The organism is Saccharibacillus endophyticus (genome assembly GCF_013185185.1).
GTDB lineage: Bacteria > Bacillota > Bacilli > Paenibacillales > Paenibacillaceae > Saccharibacillus > Saccharibacillus endophyticus.
Genome location: NZ_JAAZWE010000006.1, coordinates 361,366 through 383,924 on the forward strand (window position 1 = coordinate 361,366; position 22,559 = coordinate 383,924).

19 protein-coding genes and 2 riboswitches are annotated in these 22,559 nt (G+C 53.6%); of the genes, 7 read left to right on the forward strand and 12 right to left on the reverse strand.

Annotated features, from left to right (window positions below; translation table 11 throughout):
• Nucleotides 1–34: 34 nt before the first annotated feature.
• Nucleotides 35–1,846, reverse strand: coding sequence for a glycoside hydrolase family 13 protein (locus HRQ63_RS21395; RefSeq protein ID WP_172247192.1), 1,812 nt, complete (start codon nucleotides 1,844–1,846; stop codon nucleotides 35–37).
• A gap of 229 nt (nucleotides 1,847–2,075) precedes the next feature.
• Here HRQ63_RS21395 and HRQ63_RS21400 point away from each other — a divergent pair, with 229 nt between their 5' ends.
• From HRQ63_RS21400 to HRQ63_RS21410, 3 genes are read left to right on the forward strand one after another with little or no spacing between them, the layout of a single operon-like run.
• The gene (locus HRQ63_RS21400; protein WP_172247193.1) at nucleotides 2,076–3,077 is read left to right on the forward strand and encodes a Gfo/Idh/MocA family protein; all 1,002 of its coding nucleotides are present in this window, start codon (nucleotides 2,076–2,078) and stop codon (nucleotides 3,075–3,077) included.
• A 1-nt stretch (nucleotide 3,078) separates the two neighbouring features.
• Nucleotides 3,079–4,089 (forward strand): AraC family transcriptional regulator, encoded by a 1,011-nt coding sequence (locus tag HRQ63_RS21405; RefSeq protein WP_172247194.1) that lies wholly within the window; start codon nucleotides 3,079–3,081, stop codon nucleotides 4,087–4,089.
• Nucleotides 4,082–5,167: a Gfo/Idh/MocA family protein gene (locus tag HRQ63_RS21410; protein ID WP_172247195.1), complete on the forward strand. Its 1,086-nt coding sequence runs from the start codon at nucleotides 4,082–4,084 to the stop codon at nucleotides 5,165–5,167. The genes HRQ63_RS21405 and HRQ63_RS21410 overlap by 8 nt, the downstream gene beginning before the upstream one ends.
• A gap of 336 nt (nucleotides 5,168–5,503) precedes the next feature.
• On the opposite strand, the gene pulA is transcribed toward HRQ63_RS21410, so the two are convergent.
• From pulA to gcvH, 5 genes are all read right to left on the reverse strand, one after another.
• Nucleotides 5,504–8,677 carry a type I pullulanase gene (pulA, locus tag HRQ63_RS21415; protein WP_229714081.1) on the reverse strand — a complete coding sequence of 1,058 codons (3,174 nt, stop codon included), beginning with the start codon at nucleotides 8,675–8,677 and terminating at the stop codon, nucleotides 5,504–5,506.
• Nucleotides 8,678–9,021: 344 nt separating this feature from the next.
• Nucleotides 9,022–9,552 carry a GNAT family N-acetyltransferase gene (locus HRQ63_RS21420; RefSeq protein WP_172247196.1) on the reverse strand — a complete coding sequence of 177 codons (531 nt, stop codon included), beginning with the start codon at nucleotides 9,550–9,552 and terminating at the stop codon, nucleotides 9,022–9,024.
• Nucleotides 9,553–9,593: 41 nt separating this feature from the next.
• Nucleotides 9,594–10,442 carry an SDR family oxidoreductase gene (locus HRQ63_RS21425; protein ID WP_216674021.1) on the reverse strand — a complete coding sequence of 283 codons (849 nt, stop codon included), beginning with the start codon at nucleotides 10,440–10,442 and terminating at the stop codon, nucleotides 9,594–9,596.
• A gap of 99 nt (nucleotides 10,443–10,541) precedes the next feature.
• Complete coding sequence (locus HRQ63_RS21430) at nucleotides 10,542–10,835, reverse strand: SMI1/KNR4 family protein (RefSeq protein WP_172247197.1); 294 nt, start codon at nucleotides 10,833–10,835, stop codon at nucleotides 10,542–10,544.
• A gap of 112 nt (nucleotides 10,836–10,947) precedes the next feature.
• The gene (gcvH, locus tag HRQ63_RS21435; protein WP_172247198.1) at nucleotides 10,948–11,340 is read right to left on the reverse strand and encodes a glycine cleavage system protein GcvH; all 393 of its coding nucleotides are present in this window, start codon (nucleotides 11,338–11,340) and stop codon (nucleotides 10,948–10,950) included.
• 245 nt (nucleotides 11,341–11,585) lie between these two features.
• Nucleotides 11,586–11,702, forward strand: a riboswitch (glycine riboswitch).
• Between the two features lie 3 nt (nucleotides 11,703–11,705).
• Nucleotides 11,706–11,814: riboswitch (glycine riboswitch) on the forward strand.
• A gap of 115 nt (nucleotides 11,815–11,929) precedes the next feature.
• On the opposite strand from gcvH, the gene gcvT reads away from it, so the two are divergent.
• From gcvT to def, 4 genes are all read left to right on the forward strand, one after another.
• Nucleotides 11,930–13,081, forward strand: a complete 1,152-nt coding sequence (gcvT, locus tag HRQ63_RS21440) for a glycine cleavage system aminomethyltransferase GcvT (RefSeq protein ID WP_172247199.1) — start codon at nucleotides 11,930–11,932, stop codon at nucleotides 13,079–13,081.
• Complete coding sequence (gene gcvPA / locus HRQ63_RS21445) at nucleotides 13,078–14,433, forward strand: aminomethyl-transferring glycine dehydrogenase subunit GcvPA (RefSeq protein WP_268239437.1); 1,356 nt, start codon at nucleotides 13,078–13,080, stop codon at nucleotides 14,431–14,433. Before gcvT ends, gcvPA begins: the two co-directional genes overlap by 4 nt.
• On the forward strand, nucleotides 14,430–15,935 hold the full coding sequence (gene gcvPB / locus HRQ63_RS21450; protein ID WP_172247200.1) for an aminomethyl-transferring glycine dehydrogenase subunit GcvPB: 1,506 nt from the start codon (nucleotides 14,430–14,432) through the stop codon (nucleotides 15,933–15,935). The genes gcvPA and gcvPB overlap by 4 nt, the downstream gene beginning before the upstream one ends.
• A gap of 199 nt (nucleotides 15,936–16,134) precedes the next feature.
• Nucleotides 16,135–16,728, forward strand: a complete 594-nt coding sequence (gene def, locus HRQ63_RS21455; protein ID WP_037290215.1) for a peptide deformylase — start codon at nucleotides 16,135–16,137, stop codon at nucleotides 16,726–16,728.
• A 72-nt stretch (nucleotides 16,729–16,800) separates the two neighbouring features.
• On the opposite strand, the gene HRQ63_RS21460 is transcribed toward def, so the two are convergent.
• From HRQ63_RS21460 to HRQ63_RS21485, 6 genes are all read right to left on the reverse strand, one after another.
• Complete coding sequence (locus HRQ63_RS21460) at nucleotides 16,801–17,226, reverse strand: hypothetical protein (RefSeq protein ID WP_037290218.1); 426 nt, start codon at nucleotides 17,224–17,226, stop codon at nucleotides 16,801–16,803.
• Nucleotides 17,227–17,465: 239 nt separating this feature from the next.
• Nucleotides 17,466–19,178, reverse strand: coding sequence for a phosphoenolpyruvate--protein phosphotransferase (ptsP, locus tag HRQ63_RS21465; RefSeq protein ID WP_172247201.1), 1,713 nt, complete (start codon nucleotides 19,176–19,178; stop codon nucleotides 17,466–17,468).
• Complete coding sequence (locus HRQ63_RS21470; protein ID WP_037290224.1) at nucleotides 19,171–19,446, reverse strand: HPr family phosphocarrier protein; 276 nt, start codon at nucleotides 19,444–19,446, stop codon at nucleotides 19,171–19,173. Before HRQ63_RS21470 ends, ptsP begins: the two co-directional genes overlap by 8 nt.
• Nucleotides 19,447–19,534: 88 nt before the next feature.
• Nucleotides 19,535–20,419 carry a PTS sugar transporter subunit IIAB gene (locus tag HRQ63_RS21475; protein ID WP_172247202.1) on the reverse strand — a complete coding sequence of 295 codons (885 nt, stop codon included), beginning with the start codon at nucleotides 20,417–20,419 and terminating at the stop codon, nucleotides 19,535–19,537.
• Nucleotides 20,420–20,697: 278 nt separating this feature from the next.
• Nucleotides 20,698–21,534, reverse strand: a complete 837-nt coding sequence (glcT, locus tag HRQ63_RS21480) for a glucose PTS transporter transcription antiterminator GlcT (RefSeq protein ID WP_172247203.1) — start codon at nucleotides 21,532–21,534, stop codon at nucleotides 20,698–20,700.
• 116 nt (nucleotides 21,535–21,650) lie between these two features.
• Nucleotides 21,651–22,502 carry a YitT family protein gene (locus tag HRQ63_RS21485; RefSeq protein ID WP_172247204.1) on the reverse strand — a complete coding sequence of 284 codons (852 nt, stop codon included), beginning with the start codon at nucleotides 22,500–22,502 and terminating at the stop codon, nucleotides 21,651–21,653.
• Nucleotides 22,503–22,559 lie beyond the last annotated feature (57 nt).

The following is a 22,559-nucleotide window of genomic DNA, read 5'->3' on the forward strand; positions in this document are numbered from 1 at the left end:
AACCCTTCTTTTTTTGTTCCGTTTTGAATATGGTTCAATCGGCTGTGCTTATTCGATAAATCGCGGATTGATAAGGCAGCAGGTCAAGCATGCAGTCGTCCTTCCGGTCGCCTCGTCGCTGAAGCGAAATGCCGGACTTCGGGAATCCCGAGGTTGCCAAGCCGCTGCCCAGCAGCAGTTCCCCCTGTTCGATCAGGCATGCCCATTTCTCGTCGATCCGACAGCTTCGGGATTGATTCGAGAAATTGATCAGCACGATCCAACGTTCCTCCGCCGCTGCGCGCACATAAGCGAATAACCACTCATCTTCGAGCTCAAGCATGTTCAGATCGCCCCGCGCGGGAACCGGCGATTGTTGACGCAGCCGGATCAATTGCCGATAGTGATTCAATACGGATGAAGAATCGTTTTGCTCATCCTCAGCATTCGTTTCTTTTGCTTGAGAATTGATCGGAATCCACGGCGTCCCGTCTGTAAACCCAGCCTCCGGTCCTCCTGTCCAATGCATCGGCGAACGTGCGCCGTCCCGACTTCGCGCATGCAGACTGGCGAGAATGTCCCGCTCTGATTCTCCTTCAGCCAACCGCCTTTGATAGGCACTCACCGTTCCTTTATCGCGATAATCCTGGAGCGAGCGATAATTCGCATTCGGCATGCCCAGCTCTTCACCTTGGTAGACAAGCGGAGTTCCGGGCAGCGTATGTAAAAAGGTTCCGATCGCTTTTGCCGCAGCATCGTTGCAGGACTTGCCTTCCGTTCCTCCGACACCTGCCCGATCGCCGAATAAAGTACCGACCATGCGCGGATGATCGTGCGTGCTGAGATACAACGCATAGGCTCCTCGGTTGAACACCTCTTCATACCAGCGCACTACACTTTCCTTCAGCATGGCGGGCGACCAATCGGGGTCCGTTTTCCACGGATCGCCGAAATCTTTGCCCATGCGGACCAATTCCATCTGAAGCACCATGTCCATTTCTTTGCGCTCGGGCGCCGTGTAACGAACCACTTCATCCATCGTCACCGTCGGTGCTTCGCCCAATGTCAACGTTCCCGGATAACGTCCGAATGTCGCTTCGTGCAGCTCGCGGAGCATTTCATGGATACGCGGGCCGTTTTTATAAAATTGCTGTCCTCTCGGATGCCTTGCATCTTGGGGCGCATCGGGAAAATCCGGGTGCTTCGAGATCATATTGATCGCATCCAGCCGGAAGCCGTCCACGCCTTTTTCCAACCAAAACCTGATCATTTCATAGAGGTCCTGCCGCATGGCTTCGCTGTCCCAATTCAAATCCGGCTGCTTTTTATCGAAAATATGCAGATAATATTCGCCGGTTCGTTCATCAAGCTCCCAAGCCGACTCTTCGGAAAAAGAACGCCAGTTGTTCGGCGGGCCTCCATCTGCGGCCGGCGGCTTCCAAATGTAATAGTCTCGATACGGATTGTCTTTCGAAGATCGCGAAGCCTCAAACCACGCATGCTCGTCCGACGTGTGATTGATCACCAGATCCATGACGAGCCGGATGTCGCGTTTGTGTAGCTTGACAAGCAATTCTTCAAACTGCTCCATCGTGCCGTACGCGTCGTGAATCTTATAGTAATCCCGGATATCGTAACCGTTATCCTCCATTGGAGAATCACACACCGGACCGATCCAGACCGCACTGACTCCAAGCTCGGCCAGATAGTCCACCTTCTCCAACATCCCGCCGATATCGCCCCACCCGTCGCCGTTGCTGTCTTTAAAACTCGGGGGATACAACTGATACAACACGCCTTCTTTCCAGTCTCGCCCGATGCTTTGTTTCGTCTCGGCTGTATCGATTACGTTGTCTTTAGCTTCCATCGTTCTCCTCCTCGCCGTTCTTCTTAGGGGATAACCGCAAAAAGACTCAGCTAAACAGTAAATGTTTTCAGATAAGAAGCAAATCGCAAACGAGAAAAAGATTCCAATTCTTTTGTCGCAATATTGAAACTTAAATGTCGTATGCTTTTAGTGAATTCGCCGTTTTCGTGTGCTATTTTAAGTATGGAAATGTCAGAATGTTGGATATCGAGTACAGGAGGGTTACACATTGGGAATTCGCATAGGTAAAGTCAGCCTGTGGCATGTACATGCCTGGGATTACATCGGTCAAGCACAAGCTCACCCCGACACGGACATCACGGCCGTATGGGACGAGATTCCGAAAAGGGGTCGCGAAGCAGCCGAGAAGCTCGGCGTGCCTTACTACGAGACCTTGGATGAACTGCTCGCTTCCGATGAAGTGGACGCGGTCATTGTTGATGCGCCGACGAATCGGCACAAAGAAGTCATGATCGCTGCCGCTCGCGCGGGCAAGCATATCTTTACGGAAAAGGTTATCGCTCCGACCGAAACGGAAGTGAAAGAAATTATTGCGGAAGTGGAACAGGCAGGCATCAAATTGACGGTCTCCCTTCCTCGTCTGAACGACGGTTACACTTTGGCGATTCAGGATATTCTGGAACGCGGATTACTGGGTCAAGTCACTTATGTTCGAGCCAGATTGTCGCATGACGGCGCGCTCGCGAACTGGCTGCCGGAACATTTCTACAATGCCGAGCAGTGCGGAGGCGGCGCTTTGATCGATCTGGGCTGTCACCCCATGTATCTGTCCGCCTTGTTCCTCGGGGAACCGATCACCGGCGTTACCGCCAACTTCGGCTACATAACGGGCAAAGAAGTCGAAGACAACGCCTTAGCCACGCTATTCACGGCATCGGGCGCAATCGCTTCGGTGGAAGCCGGATTCATCAATCCTTACTCTCCGTTCACGGTTGAAGTGCATGGAACGGAAGGGACCGTTCTCTATGGCACGCCGGACAGCAAGCTGCTGCTTCGTTCGAAGCGAGACGACGCGGCTGCCGAATGGACGGAACAACCGCTGCCCGCCAATCGGGAAAGCGCATTCGAGCAATGGGTTCGCCATATCCGGGAAGATACGCTTGCTACGGAAAACATCGCCGCAGCGGTCCGGCTTACGCGTCTGATGGAAGCAGCCAACCGTTCGGCCCAAACAGGCGCTGTCGTTTCCCCGCAAGAGTTGAACGGTTAACATGACTGGACGTTTTGCGCATACTGCGCCTTTTCCTTACGAGACGATGTTTGAAAAAAGCGATCTGCTGGAGCGGCTTGAGATTGCGGTGACTTGGGGTCACTACGAGATTCGCGTGCTGCGCTTTCATCTGACATCGTTCGAACCGGGGCGCGTGATAAGCTTTCATAACCACTCGACCTACGAATTTCATTTTATTCCGCGCGGAGCGGGTCGGGTCATTCTTGGCGATCAGCCCTACTCCTTGTCGGAAGGCATGCTTTATCTGACCGGTCCCGGCGTGATGCATTACCAAGAAGCCGATTCGCAGCAAGCGATGGAAGAGTTATGCCTGCATCTGGACATCGTGCCCAAGACCAATCCGTCCGTCGATCCGTGGGAAGCCGCGGAAGCGGAAGAATGCATGCAGAAACTGAACGCGCTTCCGCCTAGACCGGCTCAGGATAGCTACGGCGCCATGCCTTGTTTTCTGGATGCTTATGAAGCCTGCGAGAGCAAGCGTCTCGGTTACTATACCGATATTCGGATGCAGGTCATCTCGATTTTGCTGAAAACGATTCAAGCGTACGATTCGGGCGAAGTCGGCATGGAAGCGCCAAGCCGCGACATGGTGGCCTACCGCTACGAATACGCCGTGCGTTATATGGAAGCGAACTATACGTCCGGGCTGCGTTTGGAAGACGTGGCGGAAAAGCTGGATCTCAGCGCTCGTCAGCTTCAACGCATTTTCCGCGATATTGATCCGACCCGGCCTTTCAGCCGCGTGCTGGAAGATATTCGTTTGCGTGCGGTCTGCGACCGTCTGCGAACCGGAAGCCTGTCGATCGAACGGATTGCCGAACTTGAAGGATTCTCGACAGCGGCTTATCTGCATACCGTTTTTCGCAAACGCATGGGCATGTCGCCTTCCGTCTATCGGAGAGCGAAACAATCCGAGCTGCATCGTCAGCCGTCAGAAGCGCCCATCCCCTTTTTTTCCCATTCCAAAAACGAGGTGAACCATCATGAGTAAAACGTATAAAATCGGTATCGTCGGCTGCGGCGGCATTGCCAACGGCAAGCATCTTCCGAGCCTGAGCAAATTGAACAATGTGGAACTGGTTGCGTTTTGCGATCTGGTGCCGGAGCGCGCGGAAGAAGCCGCAGCCAAATACGGCATCGAAGGCGCGAAAGTATACAGCGACTATACCGAATTACTGAAAGACGGTTCGATCGATATCGTGCACGTACTGACGCCGAACGAATCGCACGCACGCATCTCGATCGCGGCCCTGGAATCCGACAAACACGTCATGTGCGAAAAGCCGATGGCCAAAACAGCAGCCGAAGCCCGTCAAATGGTCGAAGCGGCGAAAAAGTCCGGCAAAAAGCTGACCGTCGGCTACAATAACCGTTTCCGCCGCGACAGCCAGCATTTGAAAAAGATTTGCGAAGCGGGCACGCTCGGCAATATCTATTACGCGAAAGCGCATGCGATTCGCCGCAGAGCCGTTCCGACATGGGGCGTATTCCTGGACGAAGAAAAGCAAGGCGGCGGCCCGTTGATCGATATCGGGACTCACGCGCTCGATCTGACACTGTGGATGATGGACAACTACAAACCGAAAGTCGTACTGGGCACCAAATACCATGAGCTGTCTCAGCGCGAGAACGCAGCGAATGCTTGGGGACCCTGGGACCCGGAGAAATTCAAAGTGGAAGACTCCGCATTCGGCATGATCGTGATGGAAAACGGAGCCACCGTGGTGCTGGAATCGAGCTGGGCGATCAACTCGTTGGATGTGGACGAAGCCAAATGCAGCCTGAGCGGCAGCGAAGGCGGAGCGGACATGAAAGGCGGCCTGCGCATCAACGGCGAAGAGTTCGGCCGTCTGTATACCAAAGAAGTCGATTTGTCTTCCGGCGGCGTCGCGTTCTATGAAGGCAAAGCAGAAAGCGATTCCGATCTGGAGATGTACCGTTGGATCGATGCCATTGAAAATGATCTGACGCCAACGGTGACGCCGGAGCAGGCTTGCGTGGTGTCGGAGATTCTCGAAGCGATTTATGAGTCGGCGCGGACGGGAAAAGCGGTGTACCTCAACGAGTGAAGAGCTTAAGGTGACGCTGCGGGAGAAATTCGCTTAAGACGCTGTCTCACTCGGAAAAGTCGATTGAAATTTTTAGTTGAAGTTTTCCAAGTTCAAAGGCGTCTTTCGCTGAATTTCTCCCTCCGCTGGCGTCTCGCTCGGAGGTAAAAGTAGGGAATGATGCATGGCGGCTTTTTGATTAAGCCGCCGTATATCTGATTTTTTGCGAGCATATGTTATGCTGCGGTCAAAAATTTGAATACAGAAAAGCCCCGGAAATTTGCTTCCGGGGCTTTTTGAGTGCGCTTATTGTTTTAGAAAAGGCTTTTCGTTAAGGTTAGGATTTCGCTCGCGGAATCAGATTCCTGCGCCGCGGTCGACGTCGCTTTCAGGAGCGTCCTCGGTTGGGGAAGAAGATTCCGGTTCGGCAGTATCGGTGTCGGACGGGGAGTTCGCGTCCTGCGTCGAAGACTCCGGCGAGGCCGTTTCGTCGCTTGGTTCGCCGGTGGAAGCTCGGTCGGCTTCCGGCGGAATTTCCTCCGCTTCCTTGTCGGCCCGCGCCGCTTCTTCGGCTGCGGCCCGTTCCGCGGCTTCCTGTTCCAGCTTCGCGAACTTTTCCTGTTCGAGCGGAATCGCGGATTCTTCCAGCGCTTCCGCCGAGACGCGGAATTCGCCGCTGCGAATACGGATACGCACCCAATCCCCGGTGATTGCACCCAGATCGATATAACGGTCGGCCGCGATGTCTTTTTTCTCCCACTCCTCGTGTCGAACGATGAAACCTAGGCTCAGCACGTCCGGAGCCACTTCGAGCAACGCTTCGGCTTTATTTTCTCCGATATCGATGAAGTCCACTCTGCGGCTGCCGAATGAAGCGCCCCACATCCATAGATTCCAGCCCGCGTAATCATGGTCTTCGCGTTCGTATTCCAGAATCAAGCGGCGCTGCTCGTATTCGCGAACCTTGAGCGCCAACTGCGCCTGCACGCCGTCGCCGAAAACGGAGATCACCGCTCGGCCGGGACGGATACCCGTTACCCTTCCTGCCTGGTTAACCGTCGCGATGCCCACGTCGCTCGAGCGCCATTCGAGGCGCGAAGCCGACATCGGGTTGCCGAACGGATCTTTGGGCTGGGCTTGAAGCTTCAAGCTGCGTCCGACGTACAGGCGCTGCACGCCTTCTTCCATCGTGATGCCGATCTGATGCACCGTTCGGCGCTCGATCAGAATGGCCGTGCTGCTGCGCATATCGCCGCATACCGCGGTAATGAGCGCGCGTCCCATTCCGATCGTCCAAGCCGATCCGTCGCGCCGAATAATGATCTTTTCCGGGTCGGACGAATGGTAGGACACTTCGGCTTCCGGCATCCGCCGACCGCGCTGATCGCGCACGGTCGCGCGCAAGAACAGCTTTTCGCCGGGCTGAACGACTCCCGGCATGTTTTCCCACTCCAGCAGCGCCGGGTCCGGTTTGTAGTCATCCTCTTCGTCGTAGAGCACCATGCTCGAAAGCGCGGGCACATGCACGAAGTCGGAAGCTTCTCCCAGCGCCTTCGTGCCGGCCCGGCGATGGTCGACCACGATCTTCCATGGACGGCCGCGCGGGGGCAGTTCGATCGTTTGCTCCGATTCCGACGCGTTATGCACGACGACGATCGTTTTCCACAGATCGCCCCCTGCATGGTCGTTCAGCATAAAACCGACGACACCGCCGTGCATGCGGAACACATCCATATGCTTTTCGATATCGCCGCGCGTTTTGAGCCGGAAAGCGCGGTGCGAACGTCTAAGCTCGATCAGGCCGCGTATATAATCCGTCACGCCGTAGAAACGGTCTTTGTTGTTCCAACGGATCGCATTGATGACGTCCGGGCTGCGGTAACTGTTATGGTCGCCGAACTTGCTGCGCAGCAGTTCGTCGCCGGCACTGATGAACGGCACGCCTTGCGACGTCAGCACAAGCCCGTACGCCAACAGCTGCCTTTTCACCAAATGATGCTCCAAAGGGTCGATATCGTTTAGCATGACGTAAGGATCACTCGCTTCAACCGCTTGGGCCGCTGTCAGTCCCCGCGAAGGCTGCCCGTCATGGAAAGACAAGAAGCCTGTTTCTTCCCAGTTGCCCCGAGATTTGATGAGCTTGTCCCACAAAATCAGGTTATCGTGCGCCGTAACGTAATTGACGCTTTCCGCGGGTTCGGCCGCGAAATCGTGCACCGCTCCGCGAAGCCCCTGCGCGATCTCGCCTTCTTTTCCCGGCGCGCCGCTCACGAAGCCCGTTCCCCAACCGTCACCGTCGCCTTTGAGCGCATTGCGGAAGTTGTCGTTGAAGACCGCGAAGCCTCCGCCCTGCTGCGCACCCTTGAGCGTCAACTCGCGCAGCGGAGAATCCAGCGCCGTCCACGGCTCGCCGTAGATCAGGATGGTCGGATCGACCTTTTCGTGCAGCACCGACGCGACCGTTCGCATCGTCGTCGTGTCGATCAGTCCCATCAAGTCGAAGCGAAAGCCGTCGACGTGATACTCTTCCGCCCAATACAGCAGCGAATCGAGGATGTATTTGCGCACCATCGGACGTTCGGTAGCCAGCTCGTTGCCGACGCCGGAGCCGTTGCTGAGCTGACCGTACTTGTTGAAGCGGTAAAAGTAACCCGGCACGACCGGATCGAATGGTCCGTCCTCCACCGAAAACGTATGGTTGAACACGACGTCCACCACGACCCGGATGCCGCGGGCGTGCAGTGCCTGAACAAGCTTTTTCAACTCGCGAATGCGCGATTCCGGGTTATGCGGGTCCGAGGCATACGAACCTTCGGGCACGTTATAATTTTGCGGGTCATAGCCCCAGTTGTAAGATTCGGGCGTCACGTCGCATTCGTTGACCGTGCAAAAATCGTACACCGGCAGCAGATGGACGTGCGTAATACCCAGCTCTTCCAAATGGTCGATTCCGACCTTGCGCCCTTCCTTCGTGCGAATGCCGCTTTCGGTAAACGCCAAATACTGACCCGAATGATTCATTCTCGCATCTTCCGAAGAGGAAAAATCACGCACGTGGAGCTCGTAAACGACCGAGTCCACGGCATGCCTGAGCGGCGGGCGAATGTCGTTTTCCCATCCTTCGGGATCGGTGCGCTTCATGTTGACGATAGCTCCGCGCTGACCGTTTGCTGAAGCGGCTTTAGCGTAAGGATCGACCACGTAACGGCTTTTCTCATGCTCGCCGATCTTGTAGGTAATATGATACAGGTAGTAATGGCCTTCCAGATCGCCGGGCACGACGATGCTCCATACGCCGTACTCGTCTTCCTCCATCGTCAGCTCGCGGCCGCCCGAGTGATCGGTGACTCGCCCCGCCTTGTCATACTGTCCTTCGTCTTCGTACAAGGCCACCCGCACCTTTTCCGCGCCGGGCACCCAAACCTTGAATGTACTGTATTGCGGGGAAAACGTCAGTCCAAGATCCCCGTAAGGGTAAGCTTCGAAATCAGGACAGTCCAGTGTATCGTTAAAGCTCAGCGTATCGGCCATATCGTTCACCCCTTGTTGAAATCGTCGTATTCACGTTTATTTTAACAAGCATTCGTTCTTGAAGGAAAGAAAAACCCTATGGCGAATTCAAGCTAAACGGTTATCGGTTTATCCGACTGCTTATCGCCGAACATCCGGAACGCTTCGTTAAGGCTGTCGGATCGTTCGCTCGTTATTGCTTCACATCCCTGCTGACCTGGCTTACTTTATAATTGGACGAAAAAGAACCGTAGGACGCACAATCTTTCATACTTTCTCGTAACCATGCTCATTTATTCGCTTATCAAAAAACGGAGTGTCCTCGACACTCCGTTACTCCGACATGGCAACCCATGCCTGAAAGCTTATTCGCCAAGGCGCAAGCCGAGAATCACAAGATCGCGTTCAATCCCGTCCAGTACGGCCACGCGCGGCAGATTTCCCCAAGATTCAAAACCGTATTTTTTGAGCAAACCCAGACTCGGCGCGTTATGCCCGAATACGAAACCGAGCAGCGTACGAACCCCGAGCGCAGGACTTTCATCTACAGCCTTTTGCAATAGACGACTGCCCGCCCCGGTCCCGCGCAGCGACTCGTCCACGTAAATGCTGACCTCTGCCGTCGCATTGTAGGCCGGACGTCCATAGAAAGATTGCAGGCTAATCCAAGCAAGCACGCGGCCGTTTTTTCGCATCACCCAAAGCGGTCTGCGAGACGGTTCATGTTCTTCGAACCAGGCATGACGACTTTCAACCGTAATCGGTTCAAGATCGGCGGTGACCATGCGTCCGGCAATCGTGGAGTTGTAAATGTCCACGATCGCAGGCAGGTCTTCGAATGCAGCCAGTTCGATCAGCGGTTGTTCATTGGATGTTGTTTCATTGGATGTCGTCATGTCGGTGTCCCCTTTTCTATCCATCAAACTTCTGTTTATATTTAGCTTAAGCCGACCTCGGCCTCGCTCCACTCCCACAATTTAGCTGCGGCGTCATCGTCTTCCGCTTTACGATCCAGGCGCTTAGGCTGACTGCGGTAAAAATACTCGCGTGAGATCCCGTCTACATCAGGACTATCCGCCAAGTAAACGGCCGTCGAAGCCCCTTCCGCGGGCGTCTGGAACGAAGGCAGTTTGCCAAGCGCACGATATACGCCTTGCCCGAATCCGGTGCCGCGGTCGATGCCCAGCTGCGTCAATACCGCGCCGGGATGGAGGGCATTAACGGCTATTCCGGAATCGTAGGTTCGCAGTGCCAATTCGCGCGCAAATAAAATATTGGCAAGCTTGGATTGGCCGTACGATTTGATCACATTGTAGCTTCGGCGCAAATGCGGATCTTCAAAATGGATTCGGCCTGCTTTGTAAGCGCCGGAAGCGACCACCACGATCCGGCCGCGATCCGCAGCCTGCACCAAGCCCAGCAGCAGATTCGTCGCCAGAAAATGCCCCAGATGATTAACGCCAAGCGCCAGCTCGAAACCATCCTTCGTCTCCTGGCGCTTGGGACTGATCACGCCTGCATTATTGATCAATACGTCGAGACTGGATACTCGCCCATGGATATCGTCTGCAAAATGCCGAATAGAAGATAATTCGGCCAGATCGCCCAATACAAGTTCGGCTGAACCGTTTCCTCCTGCGGCTTCTACCTCACGCAACGCTTTTTCGCCGCGTTCTTCATTGCGACAAAGCATAAGAACACGATATCCCCGCTGTACCAATTCGATCGAAGTCGCGAGTCCCATGCCCGCGTTAGCGCCTGTTACGAGTGCTGTTTTTCCGTTCAAGCCATTCTCCTCCTTTTGAAGTGAGACAACGTACTGAATGATTGCTTGATCAGGTATCGATTATCCTCCATCATAAACCGGCACAATGCGACATGACAATTAGATCATGCCGCGAATAAATCGCGCTTGACCGAGAACCGTGATGAACTCGTCAAAGGAATCCGTAACCTCGGCCAGCTCTTCCCCGTCCATTAGCCAAACTCGGATACTTCCGGGACTGCGATTTTCATCCAGATCAATCAGGAAACAATTCCCTCCTTGATCGTAAGCGAACGGAAACCAGCCTGCAAGCTCGGGAAAAGACTCCAACAAATCCCGGTATAACTTTTCGGCAGGCAAAGTGCCATACCGAACCGGATTGAATCCGCCAAAAGCCATCCGCTGACGCTCCATCTGTTCTTCCGGCAGATATCCTCCTTATCCGAACAAAACGTCAAAACGGGCAGCACCCATAGTGTTTTTCGCACTGTGGATTGCCGCCCTTTTTGCATTCCGAATATCGGATTTAGTCCGCTTGCTCCGCTTCGTACTGTTCAGGCGTCAGAAGCGCTGCGAGCAGTCCTTCAGCTTCGCCGTCCGGCGCGATCTCGATCATCCAACCGTCGCCGTAAGGCGCGCTGTTAACCAATTCAGGTTCGCTTTCCAGGGCTCCGTTCACCGCCGCGATCGTTCCTCCGACCGGGCAGAACAGATCCGACACGGTCTTAACGGATTCGATCGAGCCGATGCTTGCTTCCGCCGCGACTTCCGCTCCTTCTTCAGGCAGTTCGACAAAAACGATATCGCCAAGCTGGTGCTGCGCGAAATCGGTAATGCCCAGGCGCAGATTGCCGTTAGCCAGCTTTTCCACCCATTCGTGATCCTTGGTATAGTACAGACCTGCTTTTACTTCACTCATCGTCTACTTCGCTCCATTTCGCTGTATTGCCGAACATTCGGCGTATTAGAACTTTTACTTGTTCGGGAATTTTCCGCGCCTTTAGCTTAAAGCAGCCTATTTGGCGTGTCAATGTTCCTCACAATATTTTTCGTAAAATTCAAACTTTTGTTGACAACACGCAGGCGCATCCCTTAATAATTAGGATAAAGCATTTGATCCGCATTTGGCAAAAAACGAACGTTGCATCATATTCGCATAGGCGAATGAAAGCACAGGGAGAGAGTACCGGACGCTTACGCGATCGCGGGTGCCGCCGAAGGAGTAAACCGAATGCGACCGCGCTCGGTGAATCTCTCAGGCAAAAGGACCTTTGCCGGACGCCACTCTGGAGAGCATCCGCGCGTGAATCAGGACAAAACCTGACACGTAGGCGGATCACCCAAGGGGAAACCTGCTTCAAAGCGGGGTAACTCTCAGGTATCAAGGACAGAGCCCTTACGACTGGACCCTTCTTCCCCGTTTGGCGGGAAAGGGGTCGGTCTTTGGGCACTGTCCTTTTTTGTTGATTGCGAACACCAAATTCGATTCACAAGGAGACTTTGAAACGATGACTTCTCTCAAGCGAACCCCGCTCTACCCTCTATATGCGGAAACCGGCGAGCCGCGCTGCATCGACTTCGGCGGCTGGGAGCTGCCTGTACAGTTCTATGGGATTCAAAAAGAACACGAAGCGGTACGCGAGCATGCGGGACTGTTCGATGTCTCGCATATGGGCGAGTTTATTCTGAGCGGCGACGAGGCATGCGAAGCGATCGGCCGCCTGACGACGGGCGATATCGCCGCTTTGGAAAACGGGCAAGCCGTCTATACCTTCATGTGCTACGAAAACGGCGGAGTCGTGGACGACCTGATCGTGTACAAGCTGGGCGAAGGCCGTTACATGCTGGTCGTGAATGCGGGCAATCTGGAAAAAGACGCGGAATGGATCAAGTCGCATCTGCCGGAATCGGTAGAGTTCGTCGACGTCTCCGATACGACCGCGTTGATCGCGCTGCAAGGTCCGGCCGCGACGTCGATTTTGCGCAAAATCAGCGATAGCGACGCACCGGAAGAATTGCAGCCGTTCCGCTTTATCGAAAAAGGATCGGTCGGCGGCGCGTCCGCCCTGATCTCCCGCACCGGTTATACCGGCGAAGACGGATTCGAGCTGTACGTTTCCGCCGCCGACGCGCCGGCCGTCTGGCGCGACCTGATCGCGGCGGGCGAAGAATTCGGTCTGCTGCCGTGCGGTTTGGGCGCGCGCGACACGCTTCGCTTCGAAGCGAAACTGCCGCTGTACGGCCAGGAGTTATCCGCGGACATCACGCCGCTGGAAGCCGGTCTCGGCTACTTCGTAAAGCTCGGCAAAGGCGACTTTATCGGACGGCAGGCACTTGCCGCCCAAAAAGAAGCCGGCGTGCCGCGCAAGCTGGTCGGCCTGGAAATGATCGACCGCGGCATCGCCCGTTCGCACTATCCCGTATTTGCGGGAGAACGCCAGATCGGCGAAGTGACGACCGGAACCCAATCCCCGACGCTGAAGCGCAATCTCGCCCTGGCGTTGATCGAAGCGGAATTCGCGCCGATCGGAACGCCGGTCGAAGTCGAAATTCGCGGCAAAAAGCTGAAAGCCGAAGTCGTCAAAGCTCCTTTTTATAAAAATACGCCTGCTCACAAAGTACTGATTCAACAATCCGAAAAGGGAGTGAACACGCCTTGAAGAAGCACCGCTATATTCCCATGACGCAGCAGAACGAACGCGATATGCTCGCTGCCGTCGGCGCTGAAAGTATCGAAGACCTGTTCGTCGACATTCCGAAAAACGTGCGTTACGAAGGCACTCTGCCGATGTCGTCCGCACTGGACGAAGCCGGGCTGCTGCGTCATATGACACGGCTTGCCGGAAAAAACGCCGATAGTGACCGTTATGCCAGCTTCCTCGGCGCGGGATTGTACGATCATCAGGTTCCGGTCGTGATCAACCATGTCATTTCCCGCTCGGAATTTTATACGGCATATACGCCTTATCAACCGGAAGTCAGCCAAGGCGAATTGCAGGCGATCTTCGAGTTCCAATCCTACATTTGCGAATTGACCGGCATGGAAGTGGCGAATGCCAGCATGTACGACGGCGCGACGGCGATGGCCGAAGCGGCATCGCTCGCAAGCGCGGCTACCCGCCGCAAAAAGATCGTCATCGCCTCCACGGTACATCCGGAAACGCGCGAAGTCGTGCGCACTTACGCCTACGGGCTCGGCATCGAAGTCATCGAAGTCGGATTCGATAATGGCGTAACCGATCTGGGTAAATTGGAATCGTTGATCGACGGCGATACGGCCGCTGTGTTGGTGCAATCGCCGAACTTTTTCGGTGCGGTGGAAAACGTTCGTGCAATCAGCGATCTCGTACATGCCCAAAAAGGATTGCTCGTCGTAGGCGCCAACCCGCTCTCGCTCGGCCTGCTTGAAGCGCCGGGCAAGCTCGGCGCGGATATCACGGTCGGCGACGCGCAGCCGCTCGGCATCTCCGGGTCGTTCGGCGGCCCGACTTGCGGATATTTCGCGGTATCCAAAGCGTTGATGCGCAAAATCCCGGGCCGGATCGTGGGTCAGACGACGGATAAGAACGGAAAACGCGGCTTCGTACTGACGCTTCAAGCCCGCGAGCAGCATATCCGCCGCGATAAGGCGACATCGAATATCTGCTCCAACCAAGCTTTGCTGGCGCTATCGGCTTCCGTGTACCTTTCCATTATGGGACGTCAGGGCTTGATCGACGTATGCGACCTTAACTTGAAAAAGGCCCATTATGCAGCCAAGCAGCTGAGTGGGATTCAAGGGGTAGAACTTGCCTTCTCTTCGCCGTTTTTCAACGAGTTCGCATTAAAGCTTCCTGAAGGCACTGATATCAACGTTCTCAGCGAAAAGCTGCTGGAAGAAGGCTTTATCGGCGGATACAATTTGTCCCGGGAATATCCGGAGCTTGGCTCCGTCATGCTGATCGCCGTTACGGAAAAACGTTCGAAAGAAGACATCGACCGCTTCGCGGAAATTTTGGAGGGAAGTCTATGAACACGAGCCTTGATCTGACAGCGCCGACCCTTGTCGATGCCAAAGAAGATTGCGCCTTGATCTTTGAATTAAGCCAGCCGGGCCGCGTGGCCTACTCGCTACCGGAATGTGATGTCCCTACAACCGAAGATGAAGTCTCGTCCTGGCTGCCTGACGAGTTCAAGCGCAGTGATGCGGCCGCATTGCCGGAAGTGTCTGAAGTTGATGTGATTCGCCACTATACGGGGCTATCCCGTCGCAACTTCGGCGTCGATAACGGATTCTATCCGCTCGGCTCCTGTACGATGAAATACAATCCGAAAATCAACGAAGACGTGGCGCGGTATGCGGGCTTTGCCAAGATCCATCCGTATCAACCCGTATCGAGCGTGCAAGGCGCGCTTGAACTGATGCATACGCTCCAAACCGATCTGGCCGCGCTGACCGGTATGGATGCGGTGACGCTTCAACCGGCAGCAGGCGCGCACGGCGAATGGGCCGGCTTGATGATGATCCGCAGCTATCACGAAGCCCGCGGAGAAAAGCGAACCAAAGTTATCGTCCCCGACTCCTCGCACGGCACGAATCCTGCGAGCGCTACGGTTGCCGGATTCGAGACGGTGACGATTCCTTCCAACGCTAAAGGCATGGTCGACCTCGATCTGCTGAGAGCCGCAGTCGGTTCGGATACCGCCGCGCTGATGCTGACCAACCCGAGCACGCTGGGATTGTTCGAAGAACAAATCGTGGAAATCGCCGAAATCGTGCATGAAGCGGGCGGCCTGCTTTATTACGACGGCGCCAATTCCAACGCGATCATGGGCATCACGCGTCCGGGCGACATGGGCTTCGACGTCGTTCACCTGAATCTGCATAAAACGATGAGCACCCCGCACGGCGGCGGCGGTCCGGGTGCAGGTCCGGTCGGCGTCAAATCGATTCTGATCCCTTACCTCCCGGCTCCGATCATCGAGAAGCTGGAAAACGGCTCGTACGATTTCGCAGCCGCTTCGCCGCACTCGATCGGCCGCGTCAAAGCTTTTTACGGCAACTTCGGCATTCTCGTTCGCGCGTACACGTATATCCGCACGTACGGCCCGGACGGTCTGCGCCGCGTATCCGAATGTGCCGTGCTGAACGCGAACTATATGATGGCCCGTTTGAAAGATTATTATGAAGTTCCGTTCGCGGGTCCATGCAAACACGAATTCGTCATGAGCGGCAGCGGATTGAAAAAATACGGCGTTCGCACGTTGGATGTCGCGAAACGCCTGCTCGACTTCGGGTACCACCCGCCAACCATCTATTTCCCGCTCAACGTCGAAGAATGCATCATGATCGAGCCGACCGAGACGGAAAGCAAAGAAACGCTCGACGGCTTTATCGACACGATGATTCGCATCGCGAAAGAAGCCGAAGAAGATCCGGAACTGCTGCTCAACGCGCCGTACACAACGCCGGTTACTCGTCTCGATGAAACGAACGCCGCGCGTAAACCGGTATTGAACTGCGCTTGCAGTTAAGTATCGGACGGATTATTCGACCCGTCTAAATGTACCTAACCCTTTTTGCAAGCCGCTTTTCCGGGAAATCCGGCAAAGTGGCTTTTCTTTTTGTTTCCGTCGCTTCATAATAGAAAAAGGGTGATCCGCCATGAATCGAGCCGGATGCCTATAGTGTTTTAATATCCAAATTTTCAGGAAGTCGAGGGTTGTACCGATTATGTCACTCACAGATAAAGGTTACCGCATTTTGATGAAAGACGTGATCCGCGAAGGCGATCCGATTTTGCGCCGCAAGGTTGAGGAAGTAAAGTTCCCTCTTTCCGATGAAGACCGCAATGCCATGGATGCCATGATGCGCTATCTTCACGAAAGCCAAGACGATGAACTAGCTGAAAAATACGGGCTCCGTCCGGGCGTAGGCATCTCTGCCAATCAGGTCGGCGTGGATCGTCGGATGTTCGCCGTGCTGTTTACGGACGTCATGGAAGAAGAAAATCCAACTTTGTACGAATATAAGCTGTTCAATCCGAAGATCGTCAGCCATTCTGCCGCGATGACGTATTTGCCGGACGGCGAAGGCTGTTTGTCCGTAGATCGTCCGGTCGAAGGCATCGTGCCTAGATATGAAAAGATCAAGCTAAAAGCTTACGATGAGAACGGAAAAGAACTGCTACTCAAGCTCAAAGGCTATCCGGCGATCGTGATGCAGCATGAATTGGATCATTTGAACGGCGTGATGTTCTACGATCATATCAACGAGAACGATCCGCAGGCAGAGCCGAAAGGCGTGAATATTCAGAGTTTGTGGTAGGCGTTTGTCCGATTACAAAAAGAACCGGCATCTGCCGGTTCTTTTTGTTTACAATCAGGTAAGATGTTTGTTTTATTCATATTGATCTGAGCGATGTTTATAAAAGCTACCTAAATTCATTTTTTGAATGAACCAATACCCCAGTCCGAACGTGATTCCCGAGAATAAGTAGAAGAAATAAAAAAGCTGCGCTTCAGAAGAAAATGGATGTCCTCCACCCCAAAGCAAAAGTGCCAGAAGAGTCGGAATAAAGAAAATGGCTACGCAAGCCAGAGGGTAAAGTAGCCATTTAAGACTTTTGAACTTTTTATCCACGAGATAAACCAACCCGATATATAACGGACAAGCCACGACGAGAAATCCAAAAAGAGACGTGAAAATCGTGTATCCCACATCGTGAAGAGGTTGATTATAAGCAGCATGTAAACGATATACGTAACCCAAAAATCCCGCACTGTAAGAAACAGCTCCGAGCAAAAACATCGCGAATTTAAACATAAAATCCTCCCTTCTTTAATTATGTATCTTTTAATGTAGATCAGATCCGTTTGTTGTTGGTGTTCCAGGCAGTACTTCATTCCATACGAAGCAGTCCCTTACGTTTAATTTTAACAAAAAAATCCGGCTCCCATAAGGGAACCGGACGGACGCAGCTTCGGCGTGCCAAAATGCTCGGCGCGCACGCCGGAGCGACAGAGATCGTACAGTCGAAACGGTTCATGCGAAATGCGTCTAACTTAGACTTGAATAGCTTCAACCAGAGCTACGACTTCTTCGGCTGTCGAGCATTCCAGTGCCTTCGCTGCCAGCTCCTGCATGTCCGCACGGGACAGTTTGGAGATTTGGCTGCGCGCCGGCAGGATGGATGTTGCACTCATGCTGAATTCGTCGAGGCCCAGACCCAGCAGCAATGGAATCGCGACGGAATCGCCGGCCATTTCGCCGCACATCCCTGCCCACTTGCCTTCTTTGTGCGCCGCTTTGATGACCATGTCAACAAGGCGCAGGATCGAAGGGTTGTAAGGCTGGTACAGGTACGAAACGCGTTCGTTCATGCGGTCGGCAGCCATCGTGTACTGAATCAGGTCGTTGGTGCCAATGCTGAAGAAGTCGACTTCTTTCGCGAATTGATCCGCCAGTACGGCAGTCGAAGGAATTTCGACCATGATACCGAGTTGGATGTTTTCCGCAACAGCCACGCCTTCGTTCTTCAGGTTCTCGCGTTCTTCTTCAAGAAGCGCTTTGGCTTGGCGGAACTCGACCAGGGTCGCGATCATCGGGAACATGATGCGCAGATCGCCGTGAACGCTTGCTCTCAGCAAAGCTCTCAGCTGAGTGCGGAAGATGTCCGTACGATCCAGGCACAGGCGCACCGCGCGGAAGCCCAGGAACGGGTTCATTTCTTTCGGCAGTTCGAGGTAAGGAAGCTCTTTGTCGCCGCCGATATCAAGCGTGCGGACAACGACCGGTTTGCCTTCCATTTTCTCGAGTACCGTTTTGTAAGCATTGTATTGCACGTCTTCGGAAGGAAGCTTGTCGCGACCCATGTACAGGAACTCCGTCCGGTACAGGCCCACGCCTTCGCCGCCGTTATCGAGAACGCCGGCTACGTCATTAGGCGTACCGATGTTGGCAGCCAGTTCAACGTGAACGCCGTCCGTCGTTACGGTCGGCTCTTCGCGCAGCTTGCGCCATTCCGCGCGCTGCTCGTCGTACTTCGCTTGCTTCTCGCGATATTCGGCAACGACTTCTTCGCTCGGGTTCACGATGACGTTGCCTTCGAGACCGTCAACGATAACAAGGTCGCCCGGCTGAACTTGCTCCAGCACGTTCTTCGTTCCGACGATTGCCGGAATTTCGAGCGAGCGGGCCATGATAGCCGAGTGCGACGTGCGTCCGCCGATATTCGTCGTGAAGCCTTTAACGTATTTACGGTTCAATTGAGCCGTATCCGAAGGCGTCAGGTCTTCCGCGATCACGATGACCTCTTCGCTGATTTCGGCAGGGTTTTGCACGTTCAAGCCGAGCAAATGTCCCAAAATACGCTTCGTTACGTCTTTCATATCCGCCGCGCGTTCCTGAAGGTAAGCGCTCTTCATGTTTTCGAACATGGAGACGAATTGTTTGGACGTTTCGTTCAGCGCGTAGTCGGCATTGACTTGATCGTTGACGATCATGTCTTTGACCGGACTGATCAGCTCGGGATCGTTCAGAATCAGCAGATGCGATTCGAAGATCTCCGCTTTTTGCGCGCCGAGTTCTTTCAGCGTGTTTTCCTTGATGCGCTCCAGTTCAACCTGCGATTTCGCAAGCGCGTCGTCAAGCTTGGCGATTTCCGCTTCAGCGTTTTTGACCGTTTGCTGGGTTACAGTATAATCCGGATGCTCCAGGCGAAACGCTTTTGCGATAGCGATGCCGGCCGAAGCCGCGATTCCGGAAATATTAAGCATTGACTTCGCCCAGTCCTTCTCCGACCATAACGTCTTCCAAAGCTTTCAGAGCTTCTGCTTCTTCTTCGCCTTGAGTGATCAAAGTCAGTGTCGATCCTTTTTCCAGACCCAGGGACAGAACGCCCAGAATCGATTTCAGCGTTACGCGTTTGCCGTTAGCTTCCGCGAACGATTCAGTCGATTTGAATTTGTTGGCCGTGTTTACCAGTGCTGTTGCAGGGCGTGCGTGGATACCGTCTTCGTCTACGATTTTGAATGTTTTTTCCATGATTGAATTCCTCCAATGTGTGATGTTTGTTGGTAAATCGTTCTTACTTAACTATAGCTGACTTGTATGCATTTTGCACGTTTGCCTGCTACTTGAAGATTTGACTGCCTCTTGCCGTGATCCGAATGATCGACGATTCACCGGCTCGGACCGTGCCTGGCGCAAGCAGCTGTACAACCGCTTCCCCGGGAAGGTTCATGAAGACGACAGGCGTGATGATCGAAGCGGCATGCTGCTCCACATCTTCCAGATCGACTTCCAAAATCAGCTGCCCTGCGGCAACGCGATCTCCTTCCGCTACACATACATTAAACCCTTGACCCTTGAGTTTAACGGTATTGACGCCGATATGAACCAGAATTTCTATGCCGGCTTCCGACAAAATTCCAACGGCGTGCTTTCCCGGGAAGACCGTAAGCACGGTTCCGCCGACCGGAGACAGGATGCGGCCCGAAGATGGGAGTATCGCAAAACCGTCACCGATCATTCGGCGGGAGAAGAACGAGTCGGGCACGCTTGAGAGATCCAACAGCTCGCCGTCGGCCGGCGAAACGATGATTTCGCCGGCCGCCTCGTTCCTGTGGTTGATCTGCCGATTGGCAGTTTGTTCGCCGAACGAGTCCTCGTTCGGCGCGCTTTCTGCCACGATCGCTTGCATCTGCGACTTGATCGCGTCGGAGCGAGCACCGAGCAGGACATGAATCTCGTCATGGTCCATCTCCCAAACGCCGAGCGCTCCCAACTGCCTGAGACGCTCCTTATTCACCTGACCGTTCTCGGCGACCCGAACGCGAAGCCTTGTCGTGCACGCGTCCAGATTCCATACATTCTTTTGTCCGCCGAGCGCCGACAAAAGTTGTCTGGGCAGCTCGTCCGATTCGTTCGGTTTCCCGGATGAGTCAGACGTTGACGCCCCGCTCTTGCGGACGCCGGAACCGGCTCGTTTCAGAAGCTCAAGCAGCCTCGTAAACATAGGGGCAACTTCCTCTATATTTATTCTTCCAACGAAAATGTAAGCGAAAGCGCAAAAAAGGCATGAATAGTACGAGAAACAGAAGCAAAATTACCAGCATGAAACAGCCATGCAATATGCACGGTCTGGTTCCTACTTGTATTTTCTTCGTTCCCGTATCGATTCATGCCTGATCGTATCAGTAACACATCGCTACAAAGATCGTTTTCAGTTAGCTTACGTTCGTCATTATAGCATCCGCCGAAATAGCTGGCAAGTCCTTGCACGGACAAACAATCTCAAAGATTATCTTTTTCCGCAAGACGCTGCAAATGTACGGTCAAGTAACTGGATTCCGCCTTATAAACCGGTAGTCCCAGTCGCTTTTCCATCACTTTGGTCAATTTCCAAGCAAGCGAATACATTTCCGGATATTCCCTTCCGAGCAACTCGGCCAAGCGATCCGTCGAACGCACTTCTTCGCCGCGACAAACTCGTTCGATCGCGAAACGAAGATGGGTCAACAGACGCGAATAATCAAGACTACTCCGGTTCAAGCCACCTTCCAGATTCTCTTCGATCAGGTCGACCAGATCCGCGATCAGCTCGGAATGTCCACGTACCTCGGTGATCGGGCGGTTGGTAATCGCGCTGTGAATATGCAGAGCGACAAATCCGACCTCATCCGGACCCAAAGCTACGCCCAGGCGTTCTTCGATCAGGTTGACGACGTATTGCGCTAATTCGTACTCTTCCGGATAAATCTCCTTCGTCTCATAAAGAAAAGGATTTTGGAACGTGATTCCTTTTTCCGTACGTTTGAGAGCGAAGCCAATATGATCGGTCAAGGCGACATGAATATGCTCGTTCAGCGGCGAAGCAATGCGTGTTCCGATCGTCTGGATTGCTTCGTTCATGACCTCGATCAGGTTCTCGTCCACTTGCGGAAGCAGCTGCTTGTACTGTTCCTGCTCACGGCGGTTGCGCAAAATAAACATCTTCTCCGCTGCCTCGGATTCGATCGAATCCTTTTCCGAGCGCCCGAACCCGATTCCTTTTCCGATAACGACCACTTCACCGTAATGCGGATCGTCCGCAATAATGACATTGTTGTTCAAGACTTTGGACACCAGCATCCGCTTGCTTCCGCTCCTCTTCGTTACAGCTCATTATGACGAATAGATTACCAAAAAAACGCTCGAAATTCAACTTTGCGTCACGCTTACGTGCTTTGTAAACACTTGTTAAATCGCTATTTCGATATATCGACAAACCCCTCGCCGAATACGTCGCGCACATCGTGAATCGTCACAAAGGCGTCTTTATCCGCGCTCTTCACAATTTTTTTCAATTGAGAGACTTCCTGCTTGCTGATGACGATATAAAGAACCTCTTTGGCTTCCTTAGTATAAAATCCGTGTCCGGACAATACTGTCACACCGCGATCCATCGCCGTATTGACCTGCTCCGCGATCGTATGCTGATGCTTGGAGATAATCATAACGGCTTTCTTCGGATTCAAGCCTTCGACGATAAAGTCCATCACTTTGGTTCCCACGTAAAGCAACACGATCGTAAACATGAAGTTCTCCACTTCGATGACCATCAGCGAGGCTACAGCGACGATCACGTCGAAGAACAGCAGCCCGTAGCTAATATTCCAATCCAGATATTTGTTCGCTAAACGAGCCAAAATAACCGTCCCTGCCGTCGTCCCGCCCACGCGCACGATCATGCCGATCCCGATACCTGCGAAAATACCGGCAAAGATCGCATTGACCGTTTTTTCTGTCGAAGCGATGTCCCAACCCTCCGTCAAATGCAGGAACAACGAATTGAACGCAACCGCTAAAATTGTATAAATAATCGTCTTCTTATCCAGAAAACGATAGCCGATTATCAACAAAAATCCATTGATAATCAAATTGACGAGACCGGGCGACCATTGCAGCCAATAATACAAAATGATCGTAACGCCGGTTACCCCGCCTTCGCCGAAGTCGTTGGGGATAACAAACAGATTGACCGCCAGCGCAAAGATAAAGGCGCCGAGCGCGATGAACGCGACATCGGTAATCGTTTTGGTTACTGCTTTTCTTTTCATAGGTTTATTCCCGTCCTTTTCCGGCATCTCGCCAGCGATAACACCTGTCTGCACAAC

Bases quoted from the DNA above. Each gene is read 5' to 3' on its own strand.
- HRQ63_RS21395 (WP_172247192.1), bottom strand. From the start codon at position 1,846: ATGGAAGCTAAAGACAACGTAATCGATACAGCCGAGACGAAACAAAGC.
- HRQ63_RS21405 (WP_172247194.1), top strand. From the start codon at position 3,079: ATGACTGGACGTTTTGCGCATACTGCGCCTTTTCCTTACGAGACGATG.
- HRQ63_RS21410 (WP_172247195.1), top strand. From the start codon at position 4,082: ATGAGTAAAACGTATAAAATCGGTATCGTCGGCTGCGGCGGCATTGCC.
- pulA (WP_229714081.1), bottom strand. From the start codon at position 8,677: ATGGCCGATACGCTGAGCTTTAACGATACACTGGACTGTCCTGATTTC.
- HRQ63_RS21420 (WP_172247196.1), bottom strand. From the start codon at position 9,552: ATGACGACATCCAATGAAACAACATCCAATGAACAACCGCTGATCGAA.
- HRQ63_RS21430 (WP_172247197.1), bottom strand. From the start codon at position 10,835: ATGGAGCGTCAGCGGATGGCTTTTGGCGGATTCAATCCGGTTCGGTAT.
- gcvH (WP_172247198.1), bottom strand. From the start codon at position 11,340: ATGAGTGAAGTAAAAGCAGGTCTGTACTATACCAAGGATCACGAATGG.
- gcvT (WP_172247199.1), top strand. From the start codon at position 11,930: ATGACTTCTCTCAAGCGAACCCCGCTCTACCCTCTATATGCGGAAACC.
- gcvPB (WP_172247200.1), top strand. From the start codon at position 14,430: ATGAACACGAGCCTTGATCTGACAGCGCCGACCCTTGTCGATGCCAAA.
- def (WP_037290215.1), top strand. From the start codon at position 16,135: ATGTCACTCACAGATAAAGGTTACCGCATTTTGATGAAAGACGTGATC.
- HRQ63_RS21460 (WP_037290218.1), bottom strand. From the start codon at position 17,226: ATGTTTAAATTCGCGATGTTTTTGCTCGGAGCTGTTTCTTACAGTGCG.
- ptsP (WP_172247201.1), bottom strand. From the start codon at position 19,178: ATGCTTAATATTTCCGGAATCGCGGCTTCGGCCGGCATCGCTATCGCA.
- HRQ63_RS21470 (WP_037290224.1), bottom strand. From the start codon at position 19,446: ATGGAAAAAACATTCAAAATCGTAGACGAAGACGGTATCCACGCACGC.
- HRQ63_RS21475 (WP_172247202.1), bottom strand. From the start codon at position 20,419: ATGTTTACGAGGCTGCTTGAGCTTCTGAAACGAGCCGGTTCCGGCGTC.
- glcT (WP_172247203.1), bottom strand. From the start codon at position 21,534: ATGCTGGTGTCCAAAGTCTTGAACAACAATGTCATTATTGCGGACGAT.
- HRQ63_RS21485 (WP_172247204.1), bottom strand. From the start codon at position 22,502: ATGAAAAGAAAAGCAGTAACCAAAACGATTACCGATGTCGCGTTCATC.